The 21,773-nt window shown below is 49.1% G+C and carries 22 protein-coding genes and 2 tRNA genes; 16 read left to right on the top strand and 8 right to left on the bottom strand.

The window, feature by feature from the left end; genetic code table 11:
• Nucleotides 1-14 precede the first annotated feature (14 nt).
• From C4F37_RS09565 to ldtE, 8 genes are all read left to right on the top strand, one after another.
• Nucleotides 15-203, top strand: a complete 189-nt coding sequence (locus C4F37_RS09565) for a YdiH family protein (protein WP_001296104.1) — start codon at nucleotides 15-17, stop codon at nucleotides 201-203.
• A gap of 548 nt (nucleotides 204-751) precedes the next feature.
• Nucleotides 752-1,120: a Fe-S cluster assembly scaffold SufA gene (sufA, locus tag C4F37_RS09560; protein ID WP_000367169.1), complete on the top strand. Its 369-nt coding sequence runs from the start codon at nucleotides 752-754 to the stop codon at nucleotides 1,118-1,120.
• Nucleotides 1,121-1,128: 8 nt separating this feature from the next.
• Nucleotides 1,129-2,616: a Fe-S cluster assembly protein SufB gene (sufB, locus tag C4F37_RS09555; protein ID WP_001304330.1), complete on the top strand. Its 1,488-nt coding sequence runs from the start codon at nucleotides 1,129-1,131 to the stop codon at nucleotides 2,614-2,616.
• 9 nt (nucleotides 2,617-2,625) lie between these two features.
• Complete coding sequence (gene sufC / locus C4F37_RS09550; RefSeq protein ID WP_000948882.1) at nucleotides 2,626-3,372, top strand: Fe-S cluster assembly ATPase SufC; 747 nt, start codon at nucleotides 2,626-2,628, stop codon at nucleotides 3,370-3,372.
• Nucleotides 3,347-4,618 (top strand): Fe-S cluster assembly protein SufD, encoded by a 1,272-nt coding sequence (sufD, locus tag C4F37_RS09545; RefSeq protein ID WP_000907966.1) that lies wholly within the window; start codon nucleotides 3,347-3,349, stop codon nucleotides 4,616-4,618. The genes sufC and sufD overlap by 26 nt, the downstream gene beginning before the upstream one ends.
• Nucleotides 4,615-5,835 (top strand): cysteine desulfurase SufS, encoded by a 1,221-nt coding sequence (gene sufS, locus C4F37_RS09540; protein ID WP_001538803.1) that lies wholly within the window; start codon nucleotides 4,615-4,617, stop codon nucleotides 5,833-5,835. Before sufD ends, sufS begins: the two co-directional genes overlap by 4 nt.
• A gap of 12 nt (nucleotides 5,836-5,847) precedes the next feature.
• Nucleotides 5,848-6,264 carry a cysteine desulfuration protein SufE gene (gene sufE / locus C4F37_RS09535; RefSeq protein ID WP_001196522.1) on the top strand — a complete coding sequence of 139 codons (417 nt, stop codon included), beginning with the start codon at nucleotides 5,848-5,850 and terminating at the stop codon, nucleotides 6,262-6,264.
• A 148-nt stretch (nucleotides 6,265-6,412) separates the two neighbouring features.
• Nucleotides 6,413-7,417, top strand: a complete 1,005-nt coding sequence (gene ldtE / locus C4F37_RS09530; protein ID WP_106106707.1) for a L,D-transpeptidase LdtE — start codon at nucleotides 6,413-6,415, stop codon at nucleotides 7,415-7,417.
• Between the two features lie 63 nt (nucleotides 7,418-7,480).
• Here ldtE and lpp read toward each other — a convergent pair whose 3' ends face one another.
• The 3 genes from lpp to ynhH form a co-directional block, all read right to left on the bottom strand.
• On the bottom strand, nucleotides 7,481-7,717 hold the full coding sequence (lpp, locus tag C4F37_RS09525; RefSeq protein WP_000648420.1) for a murein lipoprotein Lpp: 237 nt from the start codon (nucleotides 7,715-7,717) through the stop codon (nucleotides 7,481-7,483).
• A 310-nt stretch (nucleotides 7,718-8,027) separates the two neighbouring features.
• Nucleotides 8,028-9,440 (bottom strand): pyruvate kinase PykF, encoded by a 1,413-nt coding sequence (pykF, locus tag C4F37_RS09520; RefSeq protein ID WP_001295403.1) that lies wholly within the window; start codon nucleotides 9,438-9,440, stop codon nucleotides 8,028-8,030.
• Nucleotides 9,441-9,447: 7 nt separating this feature from the next.
• A complete protein-coding gene (gene ynhH, locus C4F37_RS28155) occupies nucleotides 9,448-9,642 on the bottom strand; it encodes a protein YnhH (RefSeq protein ID WP_242788909.1) in 195 nt (64 codons plus the stop codon).
• Nucleotides 9,643-9,996: 354 nt separating this feature from the next.
• On the opposite strand from ynhH, the gene fumD reads away from it, so the two are divergent.
• The 7 genes from fumD (at nucleotide 9,997) to ydhT (ending at nucleotide 16,392) form a co-directional block, all read left to right on the top strand.
• A complete protein-coding gene (gene fumD / locus C4F37_RS09515) occupies nucleotides 9,997-10,206 on the top strand; it encodes a fumarate hydratase FumD (RefSeq protein WP_000528342.1) in 210 nt (69 codons plus the stop codon).
• 455 nt (nucleotides 10,207-10,661) lie between these two features.
• Nucleotides 10,662-11,288 (top strand): ferredoxin-like protein, encoded by a 627-nt coding sequence (locus C4F37_RS09510; protein WP_001538801.1) that lies wholly within the window; start codon nucleotides 10,662-10,664, stop codon nucleotides 11,286-11,288.
• 20 nt (nucleotides 11,289-11,308) lie between these two features.
• Entirely contained in the window at nucleotides 11,309-13,411 is a 2,103-nt protein-coding gene (locus C4F37_RS09505; RefSeq protein WP_001538800.1) for an aldehyde ferredoxin oxidoreductase, read from the top strand.
• 12 nt (nucleotides 13,412-13,423) lie between these two features.
• Nucleotides 13,424-14,062 (top strand): YdhW family putative oxidoreductase system protein, encoded by a 639-nt coding sequence (locus tag C4F37_RS09500; RefSeq protein WP_001374511.1) that lies wholly within the window; start codon nucleotides 13,424-13,426, stop codon nucleotides 14,060-14,062.
• A gap of 63 nt (nucleotides 14,063-14,125) precedes the next feature.
• The gene (locus tag C4F37_RS09495; RefSeq protein WP_001362847.1) at nucleotides 14,126-14,794 is read left to right on the top strand and encodes a 4Fe-4S dicluster domain-containing protein; all 669 of its coding nucleotides are present in this window, start codon (nucleotides 14,126-14,128) and stop codon (nucleotides 14,792-14,794) included.
• Nucleotides 14,791-15,576 (top strand): thiosulfate reductase cytochrome B subunit, encoded by a 786-nt coding sequence (gene phsC / locus C4F37_RS09490; protein ID WP_001538799.1) that lies wholly within the window; start codon nucleotides 14,791-14,793, stop codon nucleotides 15,574-15,576. The genes C4F37_RS09495 and phsC overlap by 4 nt, the downstream gene beginning before the upstream one ends.
• 3 nt (nucleotides 15,577-15,579) lie before the next feature.
• Nucleotides 15,580-16,392: a protein YdhT gene (ydhT, locus tag C4F37_RS09485; protein ID WP_000587583.1), complete on the top strand. Its 813-nt coding sequence runs from the start codon at nucleotides 15,580-15,582 to the stop codon at nucleotides 16,390-16,392.
• A gap of 11 nt (nucleotides 16,393-16,403) precedes the next feature.
• Here ydhT and C4F37_RS09480 read toward each other — a convergent pair whose 3' ends face one another.
• The 4 genes from C4F37_RS09480 to C4F37_RS09465 form a co-directional block, all read right to left on the bottom strand.
• On the bottom strand, nucleotides 16,404-18,008 hold the full coding sequence (locus tag C4F37_RS09480) for an FAD-NAD(P)-binding protein (protein WP_001538798.1): 1,605 nt from the start codon (nucleotides 18,006-18,008) through the stop codon (nucleotides 16,404-16,406).
• Nucleotides 18,009-18,133: 125 nt separating this feature from the next.
• Nucleotides 18,134-18,439: a monooxygenase gene (locus C4F37_RS09475; RefSeq protein WP_000212648.1), complete on the bottom strand. Its 306-nt coding sequence runs from the start codon at nucleotides 18,437-18,439 to the stop codon at nucleotides 18,134-18,136.
• A gap of 108 nt (nucleotides 18,440-18,547) precedes the next feature.
• Nucleotides 18,548-18,624: transfer RNA gene (locus C4F37_RS09470), tRNA-Val, on the bottom strand.
• A gap of 4 nt (nucleotides 18,625-18,628) precedes the next feature.
• Nucleotides 18,629-18,705: transfer RNA gene (locus tag C4F37_RS09465), tRNA-Val, on the bottom strand.
• Between the two features lie 308 nt (nucleotides 18,706-19,013).
• On the opposite strand from C4F37_RS09465, the gene C4F37_RS09460 reads away from it, so the two are divergent.
• Nucleotides 19,014-20,270 (top strand): AIDA repeat-containing protein, encoded by a 1,257-nt coding sequence (locus tag C4F37_RS09460; protein WP_001538797.1) that lies wholly within the window; start codon nucleotides 19,014-19,016, stop codon nucleotides 20,268-20,270.
• A 40-nt stretch (nucleotides 20,271-20,310) separates the two neighbouring features.
• Here the strand turns inward: C4F37_RS09460 and mdtK are convergent, their stop codons facing one another.
• A complete protein-coding gene (gene mdtK, locus C4F37_RS09455) occupies nucleotides 20,311-21,684 on the bottom strand; it encodes a multidrug efflux MATE transporter MdtK (RefSeq protein WP_001538796.1) in 1,374 nt (457 codons plus the stop codon).
• Nucleotides 21,685-21,773: the final 89 nt, after the last annotated feature.

Here is a 21,773-nt window from a genome sequence, read left to right as displayed (position 1 = left end):
AAAGCGAGGATGCTATGTCTACTCAACTTGATCCCACCCAACTGGCCATTGAATTTTTACGCCGTGACCAAAGCAATCTTTCACCTGCCCAATATCTCAAGCGTCTGAAACAATTAGAACTTGAATTTGCTGACCTGCTTACTCTCTCTTCTGCTGAATTAAAAGAAGAAATCTACTTCGCCTGGCGTCTGGGCGTGCATTGATCCTGATTTAATGTCGCGAGTTCGCCAAATCGGCCTGGATTAATCTTCGTCCAGGTTCGAGGGCCTTTTTAATACAGCCTATCTACCCGCCTGATAACGTTCAAAAATAATACAAATCGCAGTTTGTGTTAAAACAGTGGGTTAGCTTTATGAGATTATCCTTATCGCCCCTTCAAGAGCTAAGCTACTGTGAGTGCCGGAGATAAGCGCCGGATGGGGTAGAAACCCTTAAGCCTGTGTCGCACAGACTTAAGGGTTTTCTTATTTCTGAACGCTGCACTTTTTTACCTATCTCTTAAATAGTCATTTTCAATACAACTTTTTCTTTTTCATCACAGCCTTAATGCTCCTTAGATAATAATCATTATCTAACAATGAGATACCTAATTCTTAGCGTGCCTGTTAACCCACACATCAGGGTCTATGCTTATTAAAAGCAGGAAAAAAGCATGTTTTACGCTAAAGCCCCTGCGTTTGCTGGGTTGAACTGATAATCATTATCACTAACATGCTGTTATACGCTGAAAGCGATGAAGTGAGGTAAATCGATGGACATGCATTCAGGAACCTTTAATCCACAGGATTTCGCCTGGCAGGGCTTAACGCTGACACCCGCAGCCGCTGTCCACATCCGCGAGCTGGTGGCAAAGCAGCCGGGTATGATCGGCGTGCGCTTAGGCGTGAAGCAAACAGGCTGCGCGGGCTTTGGCTATGTGCTCGATAGTGTTAGCGAGCCGGACAAAGACGATCTGCTGTTTGAACACGACGGCGCGAAGCTGTTTGTCCCGCTGCAAGCGATGCCTTTTATTGATGGCACGGAAGTCGATTTCGTTCGCGAAGGACTTAATCAGATATTCAAATTTCACAACCCTAAAGCCCAGAATGAATGTGGCTGTGGCGAAAGCTTTGGGGTATAGGCGGTACTATGTCTCGTAATACTGAAGCAACTGACGATGTCAAAACCTGGACCGGCGGCCCGCTGAATTATAAAGAAGGATTCTTCACCCAGTTAGCCACCGATGAGCTGGCAAAGGGGATAAACGAAGAGGTGGTGCGCGCAATTTCGGCGAAGCGTAATGAGCCGGAGTGGATGCTGGAGTTTCGTCTCAACGCCTATCACGCATGGCTGGAGATGGAAGAACCGCACTGGTTGAAAGCGCACTACGACAAGCTGAATTATCAGGATTACAGCTACTACTCGGCACCATCGTGCGGTAATTGTGACGACAACTGCGCGTCTGAACCCGGCGCGGTGCAGCAAACTGGCGCGAACGCCTTTTTAAGTAAAGAGGTGGAGGCGGCGTTTGAGCAGTTGGGCGTTCCCGTGCGGGAAGGCAAAGAGGTGGCAGTGGATGCCATTTTCGACTCTGTTTCGGTTGCCACTACTTATCGCGAAAAACTGGCGGAGCAGGGAATTATTTTTTGTTCCTTTGGCGAGGCGATCCACGATCACCCGGAACTGGTGCGTAAATATCTCGGCACCGTGGTGCCGGGGAATGACAACTTCTTTGCCGCACTTAATGCGGCGGTAGCCTCTGACGGTACGTTTATTTATGTGCCTAAAGGCGTGCGTTGCCCGATGGAACTTTCCACCTATTTTCGCATTAACGCGGAAAAAACCGGGCAGTTTGAGCGCACCATTCTGGTGGCCGACGAAGACAGCTACGTTAGCTACATTGAAGGCTGTTCCGCTCCGGTGCGTGACAGCTATCAGTTACACGCGGCGGTGGTGGAAGTCATCATCCATAAAAACGCCGAGGTGAAATATTCCACGGTACAAAACTGGTTCCCTGGCGATAACAACACCGGCGGTATTCTCAACTTCGTCACCAAGCGTGCTTTGTGCGAAGGCGAAAACAGCAAAATGTCATGGACGCAATCAGAAACCGGGTCAGCGATTACGTGGAAATATCCCAGCTGCATTTTGCGCGGCGATAACTCCATTGGTGAGTTTTACTCAGTGGCGCTGACCAGCGGTCATCAGCAAGCGGATACCGGCACCAAGATGATCCACATCGGTAAAAACACCAAATCGACCATTATATCGAAAGGGATCTCTGCCGGACATAGTCAGAACAGTTATCGCGGCTTAGTGAAAATCATGCCGACGGCAACCAATGCGCGCAATTTCACTCAGTGCGACTCAATGCTGATTGGCGCTAATTGTGGGGCGCATACCTTCCCGTATGTCGAATGTCGCAATAACAGCGCACAACTGGAGCACGAGGCAACGACATCACGTATTGGTGAAGATCAACTGTTTTACTGCCTGCAACGCGGGATCAGCGAAGAAGACGCCATCTCGATGATTGTTAACGGTTTCTGCAAAGACGTGTTCTCAGAACTGCCGCTGGAATTTGCCGTTGAAGCACAAAAACTCCTCGCCATCAGTCTTGAACACAGCGTCGGATAAGGAATAAACATGTTAAGTATTAAAGATTTACACGTCAGCGTGGAAGATAAAGCTATCCTGCGTGGATTAAGCCTCGACGTTCGTCCCGGCGAAGTTCACGCCATTATGGGGCCAAACGGTTCGGGCAAAAGTACCTTATCGGCAACGCTTGCCGGGCGAGAAGATTATGAAGTGACGAGCGGCACGGTTGAGTTTAAAGGCAAAGATTTGCTTGCGCTGTCGCCGGAAGATCGTGCAGGTGAAGGCATCTTTATGGCCTTCCAGTATCCGGTGGAAATTCCCGGCGTCAGTAACCAGTTTTTCCTGCAAACGGCACTTAATGCGGTGCGCAGCTATCGCGGCCAGGAAACGCTCGACCGCTTTGATTTTCAGGATTTGATGGAAGAGAAAATCGCTCTCCTGAAGATGCCGGAAGATTTATTAACCCGTTCGGTAAACGTTGGTTTTTCCGGCGGCGAGAAAAAGCGCAACGATATTTTGCAAATGGCGGTGCTGGAACCGGAGTTATGCATTCTTGATGAGTCAGACTCCGGGCTGGATATTGACGCATTAAAAGTGGTTGCCGATGGCGTGAACTCGCTGCGTGACGGCAAGCGTTCATTCATCATTGTTACGCACTACCAACGCATTCTCGACTACATCAAGCCTGATTACGTCCATGTGCTGTATCAGGGACGAATTGTGAAATCCGGCGATTTCACGTTGGTCAAACAACTGGAGGAGCAGGGTTATGGCTGGCTTACCGAACAGCAGTAACGCACTGCAACAGTGGCATCATTTGTTTGAAGCTGAAGGGGCGAAACGCTCCCCGCAAGCACAGCAGCATTTACAACAATTGCTGCGTACCGGACTGCCGACACGTAAACATGAAAACTGGAAATATACGCCGCTGGACGGGCTGACCAATAGCCAGTTTGTCAGCATTGCGGGGGAGATATCCCCACAGCAGCGTGATGCCTTAGCGTTAACATTAGACGCCGTGCGGCTGGTGTTTGTCGATGGACGTTACGTGCCCGCACTGAGCGATGCAACTGAAGGCAGCGGATATGAAGTGAGCATTAACGACGACCGTCAGGGGTTACCCGACGCTATTCAGGCGGAAGTGTTTCTGCATTTGACGGAAAGCCTGGCACAAAGCGTGACGCATATCGCCGTGAAGCGCGGTCAACGGCCGGCAAAGCCATTGCTGTTAATGCATATCACCCAAGGCGTGGCAGGTGAAGAGGTGAATACTGCCCATTACCGGCATCATCTGGATCTGGCGGAAGGTGCCGAAGCAACGGTGATCGAACATTTTGTCAGCCTTAATGATGCTCGTCACTTCACCGGCGCACGGTTCACTATCAACGTCGCAGCGAACGCCCATTTGCAGCATATCAAGCTGGCGTTTGAAAACCCGCTCAGTCACCACTTTGCTCATAACGATTTGTTGCTGGCTGATGATGCCACCGCATTTAGCCACAGTTTCCTGCTGGGTGGCGCAGTGTTACGACACAACACCAGTACGCAACTCAATGGCGAAAACAGCACGGTGCGGATCAATAGCCTGGCGATGCCGGTGAAAAACGAGGTGTGTGATACTCGTACCTGGCTGGAACACAATAAAGGTTTTTGTAACAGCCGACAGTTGCACAAAACTATCGTCAGCGACAAAGGCCGCGCGGTATTTAACGGTTTGATCAACGTCGCGCAGCACGCCATCAAAACGGATGGTCAGATGACCAACAATAATCTGCTGATGGGCAAACTGGCGGAAGTGGATACTAAACCGCAGCTGGAAATCTATGCAGATGATGTGAAATGCAGCCACGGCGCGACGGTGGGGCGTATTGATGACGAACAGATGTTTTATCTGCGCTCGCGCGGGATCAATCAGCAAGATGCCCAGCAGATGATCATTTACGCCTTTGCTGCCGAACTGACGGAAGCACTGCGTGATGAGGGGCTTAAACAGCAGGTGCTGGCCCGAATCGGTCAACGACTGCCAGGAGGTGCAAGATGACTTTTTCCGTCGACAAAGTGCGGGCCGACTTTCCGGTGCTTTCTCGTGAGGTAAACGGTTTGCCGCTGGCTTATCTCGACAGTGCCGCCAGTGCGCAGAAACCAAGCCAGGTGATTGACGCCGAGGCTGAGTTTTATCGTCACGGCTACGCGGCGGTGCATCGCGGTATTCATACCTTAAGCGCCCAGGCGACCGAGAAAATGGAGAACGTGCGCAAGCGGGCATCGCTGTTTATTAATGCCCGTTCGGCGGAAGAACTGGTGTTCGTCCGCGGCACGACGGAAGGGATCAATCTGGTCGCCAATAGCTGGGGCAACAGCAATGTGCGGGCGGGCGATAACATCATCATCAGTCAGATGGAGCACCACGCTAACATTGTCCCCTGGCAGATGCTTTGTGCACGCGTTGGCGCAGAGCTGCGTGTGATCCCGCTCAACCCCGACGGTACTCTGCAACTGGAGACGCTGCCTACGCTGTTTGATGAGAAAACTCGCCTGCTGGCAATTACTCATGTCTCCAACGTGCTTGGGACAGAAAATCCGCTGGCGGAGATGATCACACTTGCGCATCAACATGGCGCAAAAGTGCTGGTGGATGGCGCTCAGGCGGTGATGCATCATCCGCTGGATGTTCAGGCGCTGGATTGCGATTTTTATGTGTTCTCCGGGCATAAACTGTATGGCCCTACCGGAATTGGCATTCTTTATGTCAAAGAAGCCTTGTTGCAGGAGATGCCGCCGTGGGAAGGGGGCGGTTCTATGATCGCCACCGTCAGCCTGAGTGAAGGCACTACCTGGACCAAAGCACCATGGCGGTTTGAAGCCGGTACACCCAATACCGGAGGTATCATTGGTCTTGGCGCGGCGCTGGAGTATGTTTCGGCGCTGGGGCTTAATAACATAGCCGAGTATGAACAGAATCTGATGCATTACGCGCTATCACAGTTGGAATCTGTACCGGATCTCACTCTCTATGGCCCACAAAACAGGCTTGGCGTTATTGCTTTTAATCTCGGTAAACACCACGCCTATGATGTTGGCAGTTTTCTCGATAATTACGGCATTGCTGTGCGTACCGGACATCACTGCGCAATGCCATTAATGGCCTATTACAACGTCCCTGCGATGTGTCGGGCATCGCTGGCCATGTATAACACCCATGAAGAAGTGGATCGTCTGGTGACCGGCCTGCAACGTATTCACCGTCTGCTGGGATAACAGGGAGGCACTATGGCTTTATTGCCGGATAAAGAAAAATTGCTGCGTAATTTTTTACGCTGCGCCAACTGGGAAGAGAAATATCTCTACATTATTGAGTTGGGTCAGCGTCTGCCAGAATTACGTGACGAAGACAAAAGCCCGCAAAATAGCATCCAGGGCTGCCAGAGTCAGGTGTGGATTGTGATGCGTCAAAATGCGCAGGGAATTATTGAATTACAGGGCGACAGCGATGCGGCCATTGTAAAAGGGCTTATTGCGGTCGTCTTTATTCTTTACGATCAAATGACGCCGCAGGATATTGTCAATTTCGATGTGCGCCCGTGGTTTGAAAAAATGGCGCTCACCCAACATCTCACCCCATCACGCTCACAAGGTCTGGAAGCGATGATTCGCGCAATTCGCGCCAAAGCCGCTGCACTTAGCTAAACTAAAGGGACAGCTTTCATCCGGTTGGCTCACATTGCCGGGTGGTCAATGTTTACACTGGCCTGCACAGGAGTGTTTTGGTTTCAGGTGAACATAAGCGCCATCCGACGTTTCAGCGTGAGTCTCCGGCAAATACAGGAGGTTTACAATGAAACGCGCGTCTTTGCTTACACTCACGCTTATCGGCGCTTTTAGCGCCATCCAGGCTGCCTGGGCGGTTGATTATCCGCTACCACCAACCGGCAGTCGACTGGTTGGGCAAAATCAAACGTATACGGTGCAAGAAGGGGAAAAAAAACTTCAGGCCATCGCCCGACGTTTTGATACTGCGGCAATGTTGATCCTTGAAGCCAATAACACTATCGCCCCGGTGCCAAAACCCGGTACGACGATAACTATTCCTTCACAACTATTATTACCTGATGCGCCGCGTCAGGGGATTATTGTAAACCTTGCAGAGCTGCGCCTTTATTATTATCCGCCGGGAGAAAATATCGTGCAGGTTTATCCGATAGGTATTGGTTTGCAGGGGCTGGAAACGCCGGTGATGGAAACGCGTGTGGGGCAGAAAATCCCTAACCCAACCTGGACGCCTACGGCGGGCATTCGTCAACGTTCGCTGGAGCGTGGCATTAAATTACCACCGGTCGTTCCTGCCGGGCCCAATAACCCACTAGGACGTTACGCACTGCGCCTCGCGCATGGTAATGGCGAATACCTCATTCATGGCACCAGTGCGCCGGACAGCGTCGGTTTGCGCGTCAGTTCGGGCTGTATTCGCATGAATGCACCGGATATTAAAGCTTTATTCTCCAGCGTGCGGACGGGAACACCGGTGAAAGTGATCAACGAACCGGTGAAATATTCCGTGGAACCTAACGGGATGCGTTATGTTGAAGTACATCGACCACTATCGGCAGAAGAACAGCAGAACGTTCAGACAATGCCGTACACGCTGCCAGCAGGCTTTACGCAATTTAAAGACAATAAGGCTGTAGATCAGAAGTTAGTCGATAAAGCGTTGTATCGTCGGGCAGGGTATCCGGTTGCGGTGAGCAGTGGAGCAACTCCCGCAGCCAGCAATGCGCCTTCAGTAGAGTCAGCGCAGAATGGGGAACCAGAGCAAGGGAATATGTTACGCGCGACGCAGTAGCGGTAAATAGCAGGCAAAAAAAATGGCGCACAATGTGCGCCATTTTTCACTTCACAGGTACTATTACTTGCGGTATTTAGTAGCCATGTTGTCCAGACGCTGGTTAGCACGAGCTGCGTCATCTTTAGCAGCCTGAACGTCGGAACGCATTGCGTTCACGTCGTTGCTCAGCTGGTCAACTTTAGCGTTCAGAGTCTGAACGTCAGAAGACAGCTGATCGATTTTAGCGTTGCTGGAGCAACCTGCCAGCAGAGTAGAACCCAGGATTACCGCGCCCAGTACCAGTTTAGTAGCTTTCATTATTAATACCCTCTAGATTGAGTTAATCTCCATGTAGCGTTACAAGTATTACACAAACTTTTTTATGTTGAGAATATTTTTTTGATGGGAAGGCACTTATTTTTGATCGTTCGCTCAAAGAAGCATCGAACGCTGGGTTTTAGATAAAAAAATTGAGAGAAAACAGGATGCTTCCATCGGATTCATCTTAGATAAAGTGAGATTATATAGTGAAATCCGATTTGATTTTTTATTGCTTCTGGTTATCGATTAAATAAAAAAAGCGCCCATCAGGGCGCTTCGATATACAAATTAATTCACAAAAGCAATATTACAGGACGTGAACAGATGCGGTGTTAGTAGTGCCGCTCGGTACCAGTGCACCAGAAACCATAACTACGACGTCACCTTTGTGTGCCAGACCGCTCTGCAGAGCCAGTTCTTTACCCAGACGGTAGAAATCATCAGTAGATGTGATCTCTTTAACCAGCTGCGGCACAACACCTTTGCTCAGTACTAACTGGTGAGCCGTTTTTTCGTTGGTGGTCAGTGCCAGGATGGTGGCATCCGGGAAGTATTTACGTACTGCGCGAGCAGATTTACCGCCCTGAGTAGCAACCACGATCAGTGGAGCATCCAGTTTTTCAGCAGTTTCAACGGCACCACGGCATACCGCTTCGGTAATACGCAGTTTACGGTTGTCATTGTTGAACTCGAGACGGCTGTTCATCACGCGGTCGGTACGTTCGCAGATGGTCGCCATGATAGAAACCGCTTCCAGCGGGTATTTACCTTTTGCGGATTCACCAGACAGCATCACTGCGTCAGTACCGTCGAGGATGGCGTTTGCAACGTCACCGGCTTCTGCGCGAGTCGGGCGTGGGTTTTTGATCATGGAATCCAGCATCTGGGTCGCAGTGATAACGACTTTACGTGCACGGATACATTTTTCGATCATCATCTTCTGGGCGAAGATAACTTCTTCTACCGGGATTTCTACACCCAGGTCGCCACGCGCAACCATGATGCCGTCAGAGGCTTCGAGGATTTCGTCGAAGTTGTTGAGGCCTTCCTGGTTTTCGATTTTGGAGATGATGTGGATGTTTTCGCCGCCGTGCGCTTTCAGGTGCTCACGGATTTCGATAACGTCAGAACGCTTACGAATAAAGGAAGCAGCAACAAAGTCTACGCCTTGTTCGCAACCAAAGATCAGGTCCTGTTTGTCTTTTTCAGCCAGTGCTGGCAGGGCAATGGAAACGCCAGGCAGGTTCACACCTTTGTTTTCGCCCAGGTCGCCGTTGTTCAGCACTTTACAGATAACTTTGTTACCTTCAATGGCGGTAACTTCCATACCGATCAGACCGTCGTCAACCAGTACGGTGTTGCCAACAGACAGGTCAGTAGTGAAACCTTCATACGTTACCGCAACCATTTCGCTGTTGCCGATAACAGATTTATCAGTAGTGAAAGTAAAGGTCTGACCCGCTTTCAGAGAAACGTCGTTACCGCCTTCCAGTTTCATGGTGCGGATTTCTGGACCTTTGGTATCAAGCAGGATAGCGGCGGTTTTACCAGTTTTGCTCATCACGTTGCGCAGATTCTGAATGCGCTGACCGTGTTCTGCATAGTCACCATGAGAGAAGTTCAGACGCATAACGTTCATGCCAGCGTCCAGCATTTTAGCTAACATCTCTTCAGATTCGGTTTTCGGTCCGATGGTGCAAACAATTTTGGTCTTTTTCATGACAGTCTTAGTCTTTAAGTTGAGAAGGATGGGAGAAACTTGCTTTCTGGGCGCACTGCCGGAAAGCGAATCCGGTATTACGAAAGTGGTTGTGCCTCGCTCTAAGGATAGGTGACATCGAAAAAGCGTGCAGAGGAATGTGTGCTTGTGTCTCAGCCCAACGTGAGTGCCTGTTTTTGAGTCGTTGAGTTCTACAGTCCAAAGTGCTGAAACCATTCAAGAGTCAATTGGCGCGCATTATACGCTGAAATTAATCCAAAAGGAAAACAAAAACAGCGTTTCAAAAAATATACAACTTGTAAGACAATAAATTGTTATCAAAGATTCAGCGTTCCAGGGAAAAGGTTACGCAAAAACTTCGTTGTTTGCGCAACGTCTGGTGCCGGGGTTGTCAGTGTGAGGATAAGTGAAAGTTCATCCGGTGTATAAATACATCATCGCTCAATTGCTACAGTTAAAATAATTTATCACGTTATTTGTCTGATTTTGTTTGATTTTTGTTTAATTGGTTAGATTGATATATGCTGATAGTTGGCATGATAAATAGGTATAAAGAATGGGAAACCGGACAAAAGAGGATGAACTGTACCGAGAAATGTGCAGAGTTGTCGGTAAAGTTGTGCTGGAAATGCGCGATCTGGGGCAGGAACCAAAGCATATTGTTATCGCAGGCGTATTACGTACAGCATTAGCCAATAAACGCATTCAGCGCAGTGAGCTGGAAAAGCAGGCGATGGAAACAGTCATTAACGCACTGGTAAAATGACCATTCAGGATGAGGCGGTAAGCTTCATCCTGATATTGTTAGTTCAGTTGCGGTCCAGTTAATCATTCTAAATAACAACTGCTGAAATTATACGAATTTCGGTGTATATTTTAATTTATAGCGATAAAGTTATTTTTATTTTCTGCGATGAACTTCACAAATAATTGTCGGTTAAGTTAAATTTATTTCAAATGATAATAAATATCAGTTCACTTATAATTTCTTGCTTTGTGATTTTAATTGATAACGATCAATGTTAAGAGCCCAGAATAATCACATTATTTTTTCTCCTAGCCATAAAGGATTAGTTTATCAGCGTTAAATCTTTTCTCATACACTATCGGGTTAGGGAAAATATCTGGTGTTGAGGACAGAGTCAGCAGCGTATTAGTTGAGTGCCTAATATCAGGCTGCTGAATTGTCAGCACTGTGTTTGCGAAGAGGATGCGAAATAAATGAACCCGGTTGATCGTCCACTATTAAATATTGGCTTAACGCGATTAGAATTCTTGCGTATATCAGGAAAAGGCCTTGCTGGTTTAACAATTGCCCCTGCTTTACTGTCACTTTTGGGTTGCAAACAGGAAGATATTGATAGCGGCACAGTAGGGTTGATAAATACACCCAAAGGGGTGCTGGTGACCCAACGTGCGCGATGCACGGGTTGCCACCGCTGTGAAATCTCTTGTACCAACTTCAACGATGGCTCAGTAGGGACATTCTTCTCCCGTATCAAAATCCATCGCAATTATTTCTTTGGCGACAACGGGGTTGGCTCTGGCGGCGGCCTGTATGGCGATCTCAACTATACCGCGGATACCTGCCGTCAATGCAAAGAGCCGCAATGCATGAACGTCTGCCCGATTGGTGCGATTACCTGGCAGCAGAAAGAAGGCTGTATTACCGTCGATCATAAACGTTGTATTGGCTGTAGCGCCTGTACTACGGCATGCCCGTGGATGATGGCCACCGTAAATACTGAAAGTAAAAAATCCTCGAAATGTGTGTTATGCGGTGAATGCGCAAACGCCTGCCCAACAGGGGCGTTAAAAATTATCGAGTGGAAAAATATTACTGTGTGAATCTTGCAAAGGAAAAAATCATGGCTAACGGTTGGACAGGTAATATATTAAGAGTCAATCTCACGACAGGAAATATTACCCTCGAAGATTCCAGTAAGTTTAAAAGTTTTGTCGGTGGCATGGGCTTCGGCTACAAAATTATGTATGACGAAGTACCGCCAGGCACGAAACCTTTCGATGAAGCGAATAAATTAGTTTTTGCTACCGGCCCATTAACTGGATCTGGTGCCCCCTGTAGTTCTCGCGTAAATATCACCTCACTTTCTACTTTTACCAAAGGAAATTTAGTCGTCGATGCCCATATGGGGGGCTTTTTTGCAGCGCAAATGAAATTCGCTGGATACGACGTCATTATTATCGAAGGGAAAGCGAAATCACCGGTATGGCTGAAGATTAAAGATGACAAAGTTAGCCTTGAAAAAGCCGATTTCTTATGGGGAAAAGGGACGCGCGCAACGACGGAAGAAATTTGTCGCTTGACCAGTCCGGAAACCTGTGTGGCGGCTATTGGTCAGGCTGGGGAAAACCTTGTTCCTCTCTCTGGCATGTTGAATAGCCGTAACCACAGCGGCGGTGCGGGAACTGGCGCAATAATGGGTTCGAAAAACCTGAAAGCGATTGCGGTTGAAGGGACGAAAGGGGTCAACATTGCCGATCGTCAGGAGATGAAGCGTCTCAACGATTACATGATGACTGAACTTATCGGTGCGAATAACAACCATGTCGTGCCAAGTACGCCGCAATCGTGGGCAGAGTATTCAGATCCCAAGTCACGTTGGACAGCACGTAAAGGGCTGTTTTGGGGCGCGGCTGAAGGTGGTCCGATTGAAACGGGGGAAATTCCGCCAGGCAATCAGAATACGGTCGGCTTTCGTACCTATAAATCCGTTTTTGACTTAGGTCCGGCGGCAGAGAAATACACAGTAAAAATGAGCGGCTGCCACTCTTGCCCGATCCGTTGTATGACCCAAATGAATATTCCTCGGGTGAAAGAGTTTGGCGTGCCTGGCACCGGTGGTAACACTTGTGTAGCAAACTTTGTCCATACCACTATCTTCCCAAACGGGCCGAAAGATTTTGAAGATAAAGACGATGGTCGTGTGATTGGTAACCTGGTTGGTCTGAATCTATTCGATGACTACGGCCTATGGTGTAACTATGGGCAGCTGCATCGCGACTTTACTTATTGTTACAGCAAAGGGGTGTTCAAGCGTGTTCTACCAGCTGAAGAGTATGCGGAAATTCGCTGGGATCAACTGGAAGCGGGTGACGTTAACTTCATTAAAGATTTTTACTACCGTCTGGCGCATCGTGTGGGTGAGCTGAGTCACCTGGCTGATGGTTCATATACCATCGCAGAACGCTGGAATTTGGGTGAAGAGTACTGGGGCTACGCGAAAAATAAACTCTGGTCGCCGTTTGGCTATCCGGTTCACCATGCCAATGAAGCGTCAGCGCAGGTCGGTTCCATTGTTAACTGTATGTTCAACCGTGACTGCATGACGCATACCCATATCAACTTTATTGGTTCCGGCTTGCCATTGAAACTGCAACGTGAAGTGGCGAAAGAACTTTTTGGTTCTGAAGATGCTTACGATGAAACCAAAAACTACACGCCAATCAATGACGCAAAAATTAAATATGCTAAGTGGTCGCTGTTGCGGGTCTGTTTGCATAACGCCGTCACCCTGTGCAACTGGGTCTGGCCAATGACCGTTTCGCCGCTGAAAAGCCGTAATTACCGGGGCGATCTGGCGCTTGAAGCCAAATTCTTCAAAGCGATCACTGGCGAAGATATGACTCAGGAAAAATTAGATTTAGTTGCAGAGCGTATCTTTACGTTGCATCGCGCCTACACGGTAAAACTGATGCAAACTAAAGATATGCGTAATGAACACGATCTTATCTGTTCCTGGGTATTCGACAAGGATCCGCAGAACCCGGTCTTTACTGAAGGTACTGACAAAATGGATCGTGACGATATGCATGCTTCGCTCACGATGTTCTACAAAGAAATGGGCTGGGACCCACAGCTTGGTTGTCCGACCCGTGAAACATTGCAGCGTCTGGGGCTGGAAGATATTGCCGCCGATCTGGCAGCACACAATCTACTGCCTGCGTAAGGAATGGGTGAGATGAACCATCAGGATGAATTGCCGTTAGCGAAAGTCAGCGAAGTTGATGAGGCGAAGCGGCAATGGTTGCAGGGGATGCGTCACCCCGTTGATACGGTAACCGAACCAGAACCTGCTGAAATCCTGGCAGAGTTCATTCGTCAGCATTCTGCGGCTGGGCAGCTGGTGGCGCGCGCCGTGTTTCTCTCGCCGCCCTATTCGGTTGCAGAAGAGGAACTGTCAGTTTTGCTGGAAAACATTAAGCAGAACGGAGACTACGCGGATATCGCTTGTTTGACGGGAAGCCAGGATGATTACTATTACTCAACGCAGGCCATGAGTGAAAACTACGCGGCGATGTCTTTGCAAGTTGTGGAGCAGGACATTTGTCGCGCTATTGCACACGCCGTTCGTTTTGAGTGCCAGACGTATCCTCGTCCTTACAAAGTCGCCATGCTGATGCAAGCGCCATATTACTTCCAGGAAGCGCAGATTGAAGCCGCGATCGCCGCGATGGATGTTGCACCTGAATATGCCGATATACGGCAGGTGGAGTCATCGACGGCGGTGTTGTACTTGTTTAGCGAGCGATTTATGACCTATGGCAAGGCGTATGGCTTATGCGAATGGTTCGAGGTAGAGCAGTTTCAGAACCCCTGAAATTTCAGGGAGATGTCATGGATAGGGTGGACAGTAGCAGCCACTGCATTAGGGGATAATCAGATGTCCTTCACTCGACGCAAATTTGTTCTGGGGATGGGAACAGTAATCTTTTTTACTGGTTCTGCGTCTTCTCTGTTAGCGAACACGAGGCAAGAAAAGGAAGTTCGGTATGCCATGATTCATGACGAGTCACGGTGCAATGGCTGTAATATTTGCGCCCGCGCATGCCGTAAAACTAACCACGTCCCCGCTCAGGGAAGCCGTTTATCGATAGCACACATTCCAGTCACCGATAACGACAACGAAACGCAGTATCACTTTTTTCGCCAGTCATGTCAGCACTGCGAAGATGCTCCGTGCATCGACGTTTGTCCGACAGCGGCATCGTGGCGTGATGAGCAGGGGATCGTACGGGTAGAAAAATCGCAGTGCATCGGCTGCAGTTATTGCATTGGCGCTTGTCCTTACCAGGTTCGCTACCTTAACCCTGTCACTAAAGTGGCAGATAAATGTGATTTCTGCGCTGAGTCCCGACTGGCAAAAGGCTTTCCGCCCATTTGCGTCAGCGCCTGTCCGGAACACGCATTGATCTTTGGTCGCGAAGATAGCCCAGAAATTCAGGCGTGGTTGCAGGAAAATAAATACTATCAATATCAGCTACCTGGTGCCGGGAAACCGCATCTGTATCGCCGGTTCGGTCAACATTTGATTAAAAAGGAAAATGTATGAACCTGTCGCAACATGCTGAACAGTTTCAGAGCCAGTTGGCGAACTATGTGCCACTGTTCACTCCCCAATTTTGGCCGGTGTGGTTGATCATTGCCGGACTATTGCTGGTAGGGATGTGGTTGGTGCTGGGGCTGCATGCCTTGCTTCGTGCTCGTGGCGTGAAGAAATCAGCCACCGACCATGGTGAGAAGGTTTATCTTTACAGCAAAGCGGTCAGATTATGGCACTGGTCGAATGCGTTACTCTTTGTATTGTTGCTGGCAAGTGGGCTGATAAATCACTTTGCGCTGGTGGGCGCAACTGCGGTTAAAAGTCTGGTTGCGGTGCATGAAGTTTGCGGATTTTTGTTACTGGCATGCTGGCTCGGCTTTGTTCTGATCAATGCCGTTGGGGGTAATGGTCACCACTATCGCATTCGTCGTCAGGGGTGGCTGGAGCGAGCGGCAAAACAAACGCGATTCTATTTGTTTGGCATTATGCAGGGGGAAGAACATCCTTTCCCGGCAACAACCCAGTCTAAATTTAATCCCTTACAGCAGGTTGCCTATGTTGGTGTCATGTATGGATTGCTGCCGTTGTTACTATTGACGGGGCTGCTGTGTCTCTATCCGCAAGCCGTGGGAGATGTGTTTCCTGGCGTAAGATACTGGTTATTGCAGGCGCATTTTGCTCTGGCATTTATAAGCCTCTTTTTTATCTTCGGTCATCTTTATCTTTGCACCACGGGGCGTACGCCACACGAAACCTTTAAAAGTATGGTCGATGGCTATCACCGGCACTAACGAATGATCATTACACGAGCAGACCTGCGAGAATGGCGTATCGGAGCGGTGATGTATCGCTGGTTTCTGCGCCATTTCCCACGTGGCGGTAGTTATGCCGATATTCATCATGCACTGATTGAGGAAGGATATACGGACTGGGCGGAGAGTCTGGTTGAGTATGCGTGGAAAAAATGGCTGGCGGATGAAAACTTCGCGCATCAGGAAGTTTCTTCTATGCAAAAACTGGCCACAGATCCCGGAGAACGACTATTTTGCAGTCAGTTTGCCCGCAGCGACGATCATGCTCGCATCGGCTGTTGTGAGGATAACGCCAGAATCGCAACCGCTGGGTATGCCGCGCAAATTGCCAGTATGGGTTATAGCGTGCGGATTGGAAGTGTCGGCTTTAACAGTCACATTGGCAGCTCCGGTGCACGCGCACGGGTTGCTGTAACCGGTAATTCTTCGCGGATAAGCAGCGCTGGAGATAGCAGTCGGATTGCGAATACCGGAATGCGAGTACGCGTTTGTACATTGGGTGAACGGTGTCATGTCGCCAGTAATGGTGACCTGGTGCAAATCGCCAGCTTTGGCGCAAACGCCAGAATTGCCAACTGCGGCGACAATGTACACATCATTGCCAGCGGTGAAAATTCAACAGTAGTGAGCACGGGCGTGGTCGACTCAATTATTCTCGGGCCAGGGGGATGCGCCGCACTCGCATATCATGACGGCGAAAGAGTTCGCTTCGCCGTCGCCATTGAAGGTGAAAACAATATTCGAGCCGGAGTCCGCTATCGTCTTAATGAACAACATCAGTTTGTTGAGTGCTGATAGCTTTACCTTTAATCAAACGAAAGACGCCGACGCGCACGGGATGCAGGTTTTACGACCGCCCGAGCCATCGCCTCTCCAATTTCTGCACATGCCGTAAGTCCCTGAACGAAAGGCTGGTCGTGCATCAACCAGGGCAACGCGCCGAACGCTACGCGCCCACGAATATCTTCGGGTTGCTGTAACGTATAATCTTCGCCAACATCAGGGATTTCATCCCCTGTTTTCTGTAATTGTTCGCGTAGTCCAGGGAAAGGAATATCTTTCACTTTAAGCGGACGCTGCCCGCGGGCATCAATAAAAACGTCAAACGAGTAACTGTTGTCTTCCGTTTTCAGGACGGTGCGCGACTCGTTAATTTCCATTTCGTAGTCTTCACCGAGAGCGAGAATATGAATGATTCCCGCTTCACGTAAGGCCAATAGTCGACGAATAGACTCTGAAGGGATTGCCGCATAATTATCGATGAAAACCCGGGCAAGGCCTTTACTGAACCGTTTATGGTCGTGTTCATTCAGATGTGGAACAATTTCCTGTACGGCTTCATGCAGGCGCAGAATGACATAACGCCAGGGAACAGTATGATTTTCTCGTTTATTGCGTTCGACCTCCTGGAGATTTTTTTCTGCCCAGTCGAATGGGTCGCGTTGTTTGCGCTCGGCAAACCAGGCTTGAGCAAAGGAATCGACATTCAGGCTTTCTAAGGCTATGCGTTGGCTCCAGTCTGGATCAGCAAATTTGATTTCCTCTACTATCAATCTAAATACCCGATCCAAAAGGCCCTCTTCGCCTTTTTGAATCTCAGCATTTAATGCTTGATCAGTGACGATGTGTAAGGGCTCGTAGGGAATAGGGCAATAGAAATCGGCTTCGGGTAAAATACCTGTGCGCGACATTAACGTAATATTTAGCTTTTCACTTGCGTTATCGCGGTGAAAAATGACGTGTTGTTTATCATCTTCAATGAACGAACCATGCTGAATAGCCACTGCCATTGCCGCATCCAGTCCGCTCAAGGATGTTCCCATAATACCCACGTTACACGCATCGACCTTTGCTTCCATCAGGCCTGACCACGGGCTGGGAAAATACGTTCTGGTTGCTTCTTCTTCATCAGGCCAGACGTGCCCCGTTGCGATCACCACTAAATCAAACGTCTCGCTGGGTAAATCCAGATTTGTAGCGAGCATGACGCCAGCATTTGTAATTTGCAGATCGGTAACCTGGCATGATTCATAAACAGCCACTGCAAATTTTTGCTGTCGTGCCTGGTCTACTAATCGTAAAAATTGATCGCGGAAATATTCGCCCAGCAGAATTCGCGGTAAAAACTGACGATCGTGCAAGGTTTCTTTTTTAACGCCATAACGCTGGAGATGGCTGGCTTCTTGCTTTTGTAGCCATTCGAGATACGTGCAATAAATCGGCGGTATTTCAATACTGGCAATGTTTGCCAGCATCAGTTTTGAGTTTTCATCATCACTGTATGGCATCCCGACACCGGCTTCGTCAGCCTGCTCGAAGATAGAAATAGAAAGTGGCGTTTGTTGCTGTAGAAGCGAGAATAAGGTGTAGATCCCTGTAGGCCCGGCACCCACAATAGCAATTGTTTTCATTGTTACTTACCTGTACGCATTCTTTCGAATTTAGTGTTATCAGGTAAGTTTGGTTGAGATTTTTAGAATTTGAGAAATTTCAGACAGGGATGAAAAGGGCACTAACCGCCCTTGATTAAAATCTGTCAGGCAAGTTTTGCCTGATTGATTTGACTCAGTGGCACATTGACATCGAAAACTTTGGCGACAACTTCCTCAACGCCAAGATTTTTCAGTCGGGCAGTATGTTTTTCCAGATAGGTAAGGGCGCTTTTTTCATCAGAGAAAAGGTAGATCCCACCGGCTTCGTGGTTCTTTTCACTTTCTGTCCAAACCTTCCACAGAAAACCAGGTTCCTGATTAATCGACTCAGCAAGTGGTTTAAGCTGCTCAGCCATTGCGTCGCCAAATGGGCCATTAAAAGCAAAATGAAGTTGTAACAAAGTTGCCATAGCGATTCTCCTTCTGATAACGCATACGAAGACAGTGTAGATCTTTTAACGTATTGGATACATAGAAGAAATAGAGGGAAAAAAGGAGAAGACCAGATTAAGAAAATCTGGTGCGTCCGAGTGGACTCGAACCACCGACCCCCACCATGTCAAGGTGGTGCTCTAACCAACTGAGCTACGGACGCAGGATGGTGCGTTCAATTGGACTCGAACCAACGACCCCCACCATGTCAAGGTGGTGCTCTAACCAACTGAGCTATGAACGCAACGTTGTAGGTGACAACGGGGACGAATATTAGCGGCAGAGTGGGAAGGTGGCAAGAGGCAAAACGTATTTTTCTGCGCTATTTCGACCGTTTGCAGAGCTTTTAAGCAAATTGGCTATATTTTGTTGATTTGCAAGGGCGATTTTTATTCAGGATCGCATTTACATCTGACACAACCCAATAATCTGTGTATCAGAGTTTAAACAGAGTTGTTTGCCACCATCTCAAAATCTGTCGTGGATAAATCCTCCGTAGCCTTTACACTTAGGTAGCAATAAAGGCACACAGATGCAGCAAAGGAATAAATCATGGGATCTGATGCGAAAAACTTGATGAGCGACGGGAACGTGCAAATTGTTAAGACCGGCGAGGTCATTGGCGCGACGCAACTTACTGAAGGTGAGTTAATAGTTGAAGCTGGCGGAAGAGCCGAAAATACCGTGGTCACGGGGGCTGGCTGGTTGAAAGTGGCAACCGGTGGGATCGCCAAATGCACACAGTACGGTAACAATGGCACGCTATCGGTCAGCGACGGTGCCATTGCCACAGATATTGTTCAGTCCGAGGGAGGCGCAATTAGTCTCTCTACGCTCGCTACGGTTAATGGCCGCCATCCCGAAGGTGAATTCAGCGTTGATCAGGGTTATGCCTGCGGTTTGTTGCTGGAAAATGGCGGTAACCTGCGTGTACTGGAAGGACATCGCGCGGAAAAAATTATTCTCGATCAAGAGGGTGGCCTGTTGGTCAATGGGACAACCTCAGCGGTCGTGGTAGATGAAGGTGGTGAATTGTTGGTGTATCCAGGTGGGGAAGCCAGCAATTGTGAGATTAATCAGGGCGGCGTTTTTATGCTGGCGGGGAAAGCCAATGATACGTTGCTTGCTGGTGGCACCATGAATAATCTCGGTGGTGAAGACTCTGACACTATTGTTGAGAATGGAGCCATCTATCGTCTGGGTACGGATGGTCTTCAGCTCTACAGTTCCGGTAAGACGCAAAACCTGTCCGTTAATGTGGGTGGTCGGGCTGAAGTGCATGCCGGTACGCTGGAAAATGCGGTAATACAAGGTGGGACAGTGATCCTGTTGTCACCCACCAGCGCGGACGAAAATTTTGTCGTAGAGGAAGATCGCGCACCGGTTGAACTGACCGGGAGTGTTGCATTACTGGACGGCGCTTCAATGATTATTGGCTATGGCGCAGATCTGCAACAATCAACGATTACTGTACAGCAGGGCGGTGTATTGATTCTCGACGGCAGTACGGTAAAAGGTGACAGTGTCACTTTCAGTGTTGGTAACATCAATCTCAATGGCGGAAAACTGTGGCTAATCACTGGTGCGGCAACGCATGTGCAACTGAAAGTGAAACGCCTGCGCGGAGAGGGAGCGATTTGCCTGCAAACCAGTGCGAAAGAAATTTCACCTGACTTCATCAATGTGAAAGGGGAAGTTACTGGTGATATACACGTTGAGATAACAGATGCCAGTCGGCAAACTCTGTGTAACGCACTGAAACTACAGCCAGACGAAGACGGGATTGGCGCAACGCTCCAGCCTGCGTAAAAACACAGGCGCAACCCGTGAAGGTTGCGCCTTGTCTTTACTAGCGAGCTGCTCGTTGCAGAATGATGGCTGACGGCAGACGTTGCAGGAACCGCATACGCAGCATCATCATAATGGCTGCCGACGTCAGGCCAATAATAAAGCCTATCCAGAAGCCTGCTGGCCCCATAGGTTCAACGACCAGATCGGTCAGTGCCAGAATATAGCCGCTTGGCAAGCCCAGCACCCAGTAAGCCGTAAAGGTGATATAGAAAATGGAACGTGTATCTTTATAACCACGCAAAATCCCACTGCCAATCACCTGGATAGAGTCAGAAATCTGATATACCGCCGCCAGCAACATCAAATGCGCAGCCAGCGTTACAACCTCGGGATTGTCGTTGTACAACAGGGCGATTTGCTCCCGCAGTGAAACCGTGAAAATGGCCGTCAGGGTTGCCATACAGACACCCACCATAAGCCCGGTCCGCGCAGCGGTTTGCGCATCCAGCGTTGAGCCCTGACCCAGACGATAACCTACGCGGATAGTTACCGCAGCCGCCAGCGACATGGGAAGCACAAACATCAGTGAACTAAAGTTCAGGGCAATCTGGTGTCCTGCGACATCAACAATACCGAGCGGAGACACTAACAGAGCCACGACGGCAAACAGCGTTACTTCAAAGAACAGTGCCAGCGCAATCGGCAAACCGAGTTGAATCAGTCGTTTCATAACCACAGGATCGGGCTTAGCGGTGCCTTTTTCGTTACGAATATCGCGCATGGAGCGGGCGCGTTTAATGTAAGAAACCATGGCAAGGAACATGACCCAATACACCGCCGCAGTAGCCACGCCACAACCAACGCCACCGAGCTCAGGCATACCGAAATGACCATAAATAAAGATATAGTTCACCGGAATGTTCACCAGCAGGCCGATAAAGCCCATTACCATACCCGGCTTGGTTTTTGCCAGACCTTCACATTGGTTACGGGCAACCTGGAAGAACAGATAGCCCGGCGCGCCCCACAACAACGCACGCAGATAACCCACGGCTTTGTCCGCCAGAGCCGGATCGATGTTTTGCATGGAACGGATAATGTAACCCGCATTCCACAGCACCAGCATAATGAGAACGGAAACAAAACCCGCCAGCCAGAAACCTTGTCGCACCTGATGCGCAATGCGCTCACGTCGACCGGAACCATTTAATTGCGCGATAACCGGCGTTAATGCCAGCAGCAGTCCGTGACCAAAGAGGATCGCCGGAAGCCAGATAGAAGTACCGATAGCGACCGCCGCCATGTCGGTGGCACTATAGCCGCCCGCCATCACGGTATCGACAAAACCCATCGCAGTTTGGGCGATTTGCGCGAGAATCACCGGGATTGCTAATGCTAATAACAGACGCGCTTCACTGATATACTTCTGCACGTGAACACCTTTTATTTGTAGTTATATGAGAGACTAAAAAGCCGCCTGAATGGGCAGCAAAAAGAAGAAGCAGGGGAAATTCAGTCTAT

The sequence above is a fragment of the Escherichia sp. R1 genome (assembly GCF_003000935.1).
Taxonomy (GTDB): domain Bacteria; phylum Pseudomonadota; class Gammaproteobacteria; order Enterobacterales; family Enterobacteriaceae; genus Escherichia; species Escherichia coli.
Note: the sequence above shows the minus strand (reverse complement) of the source record. Positions and strands in the feature narration are given on the sequence as shown.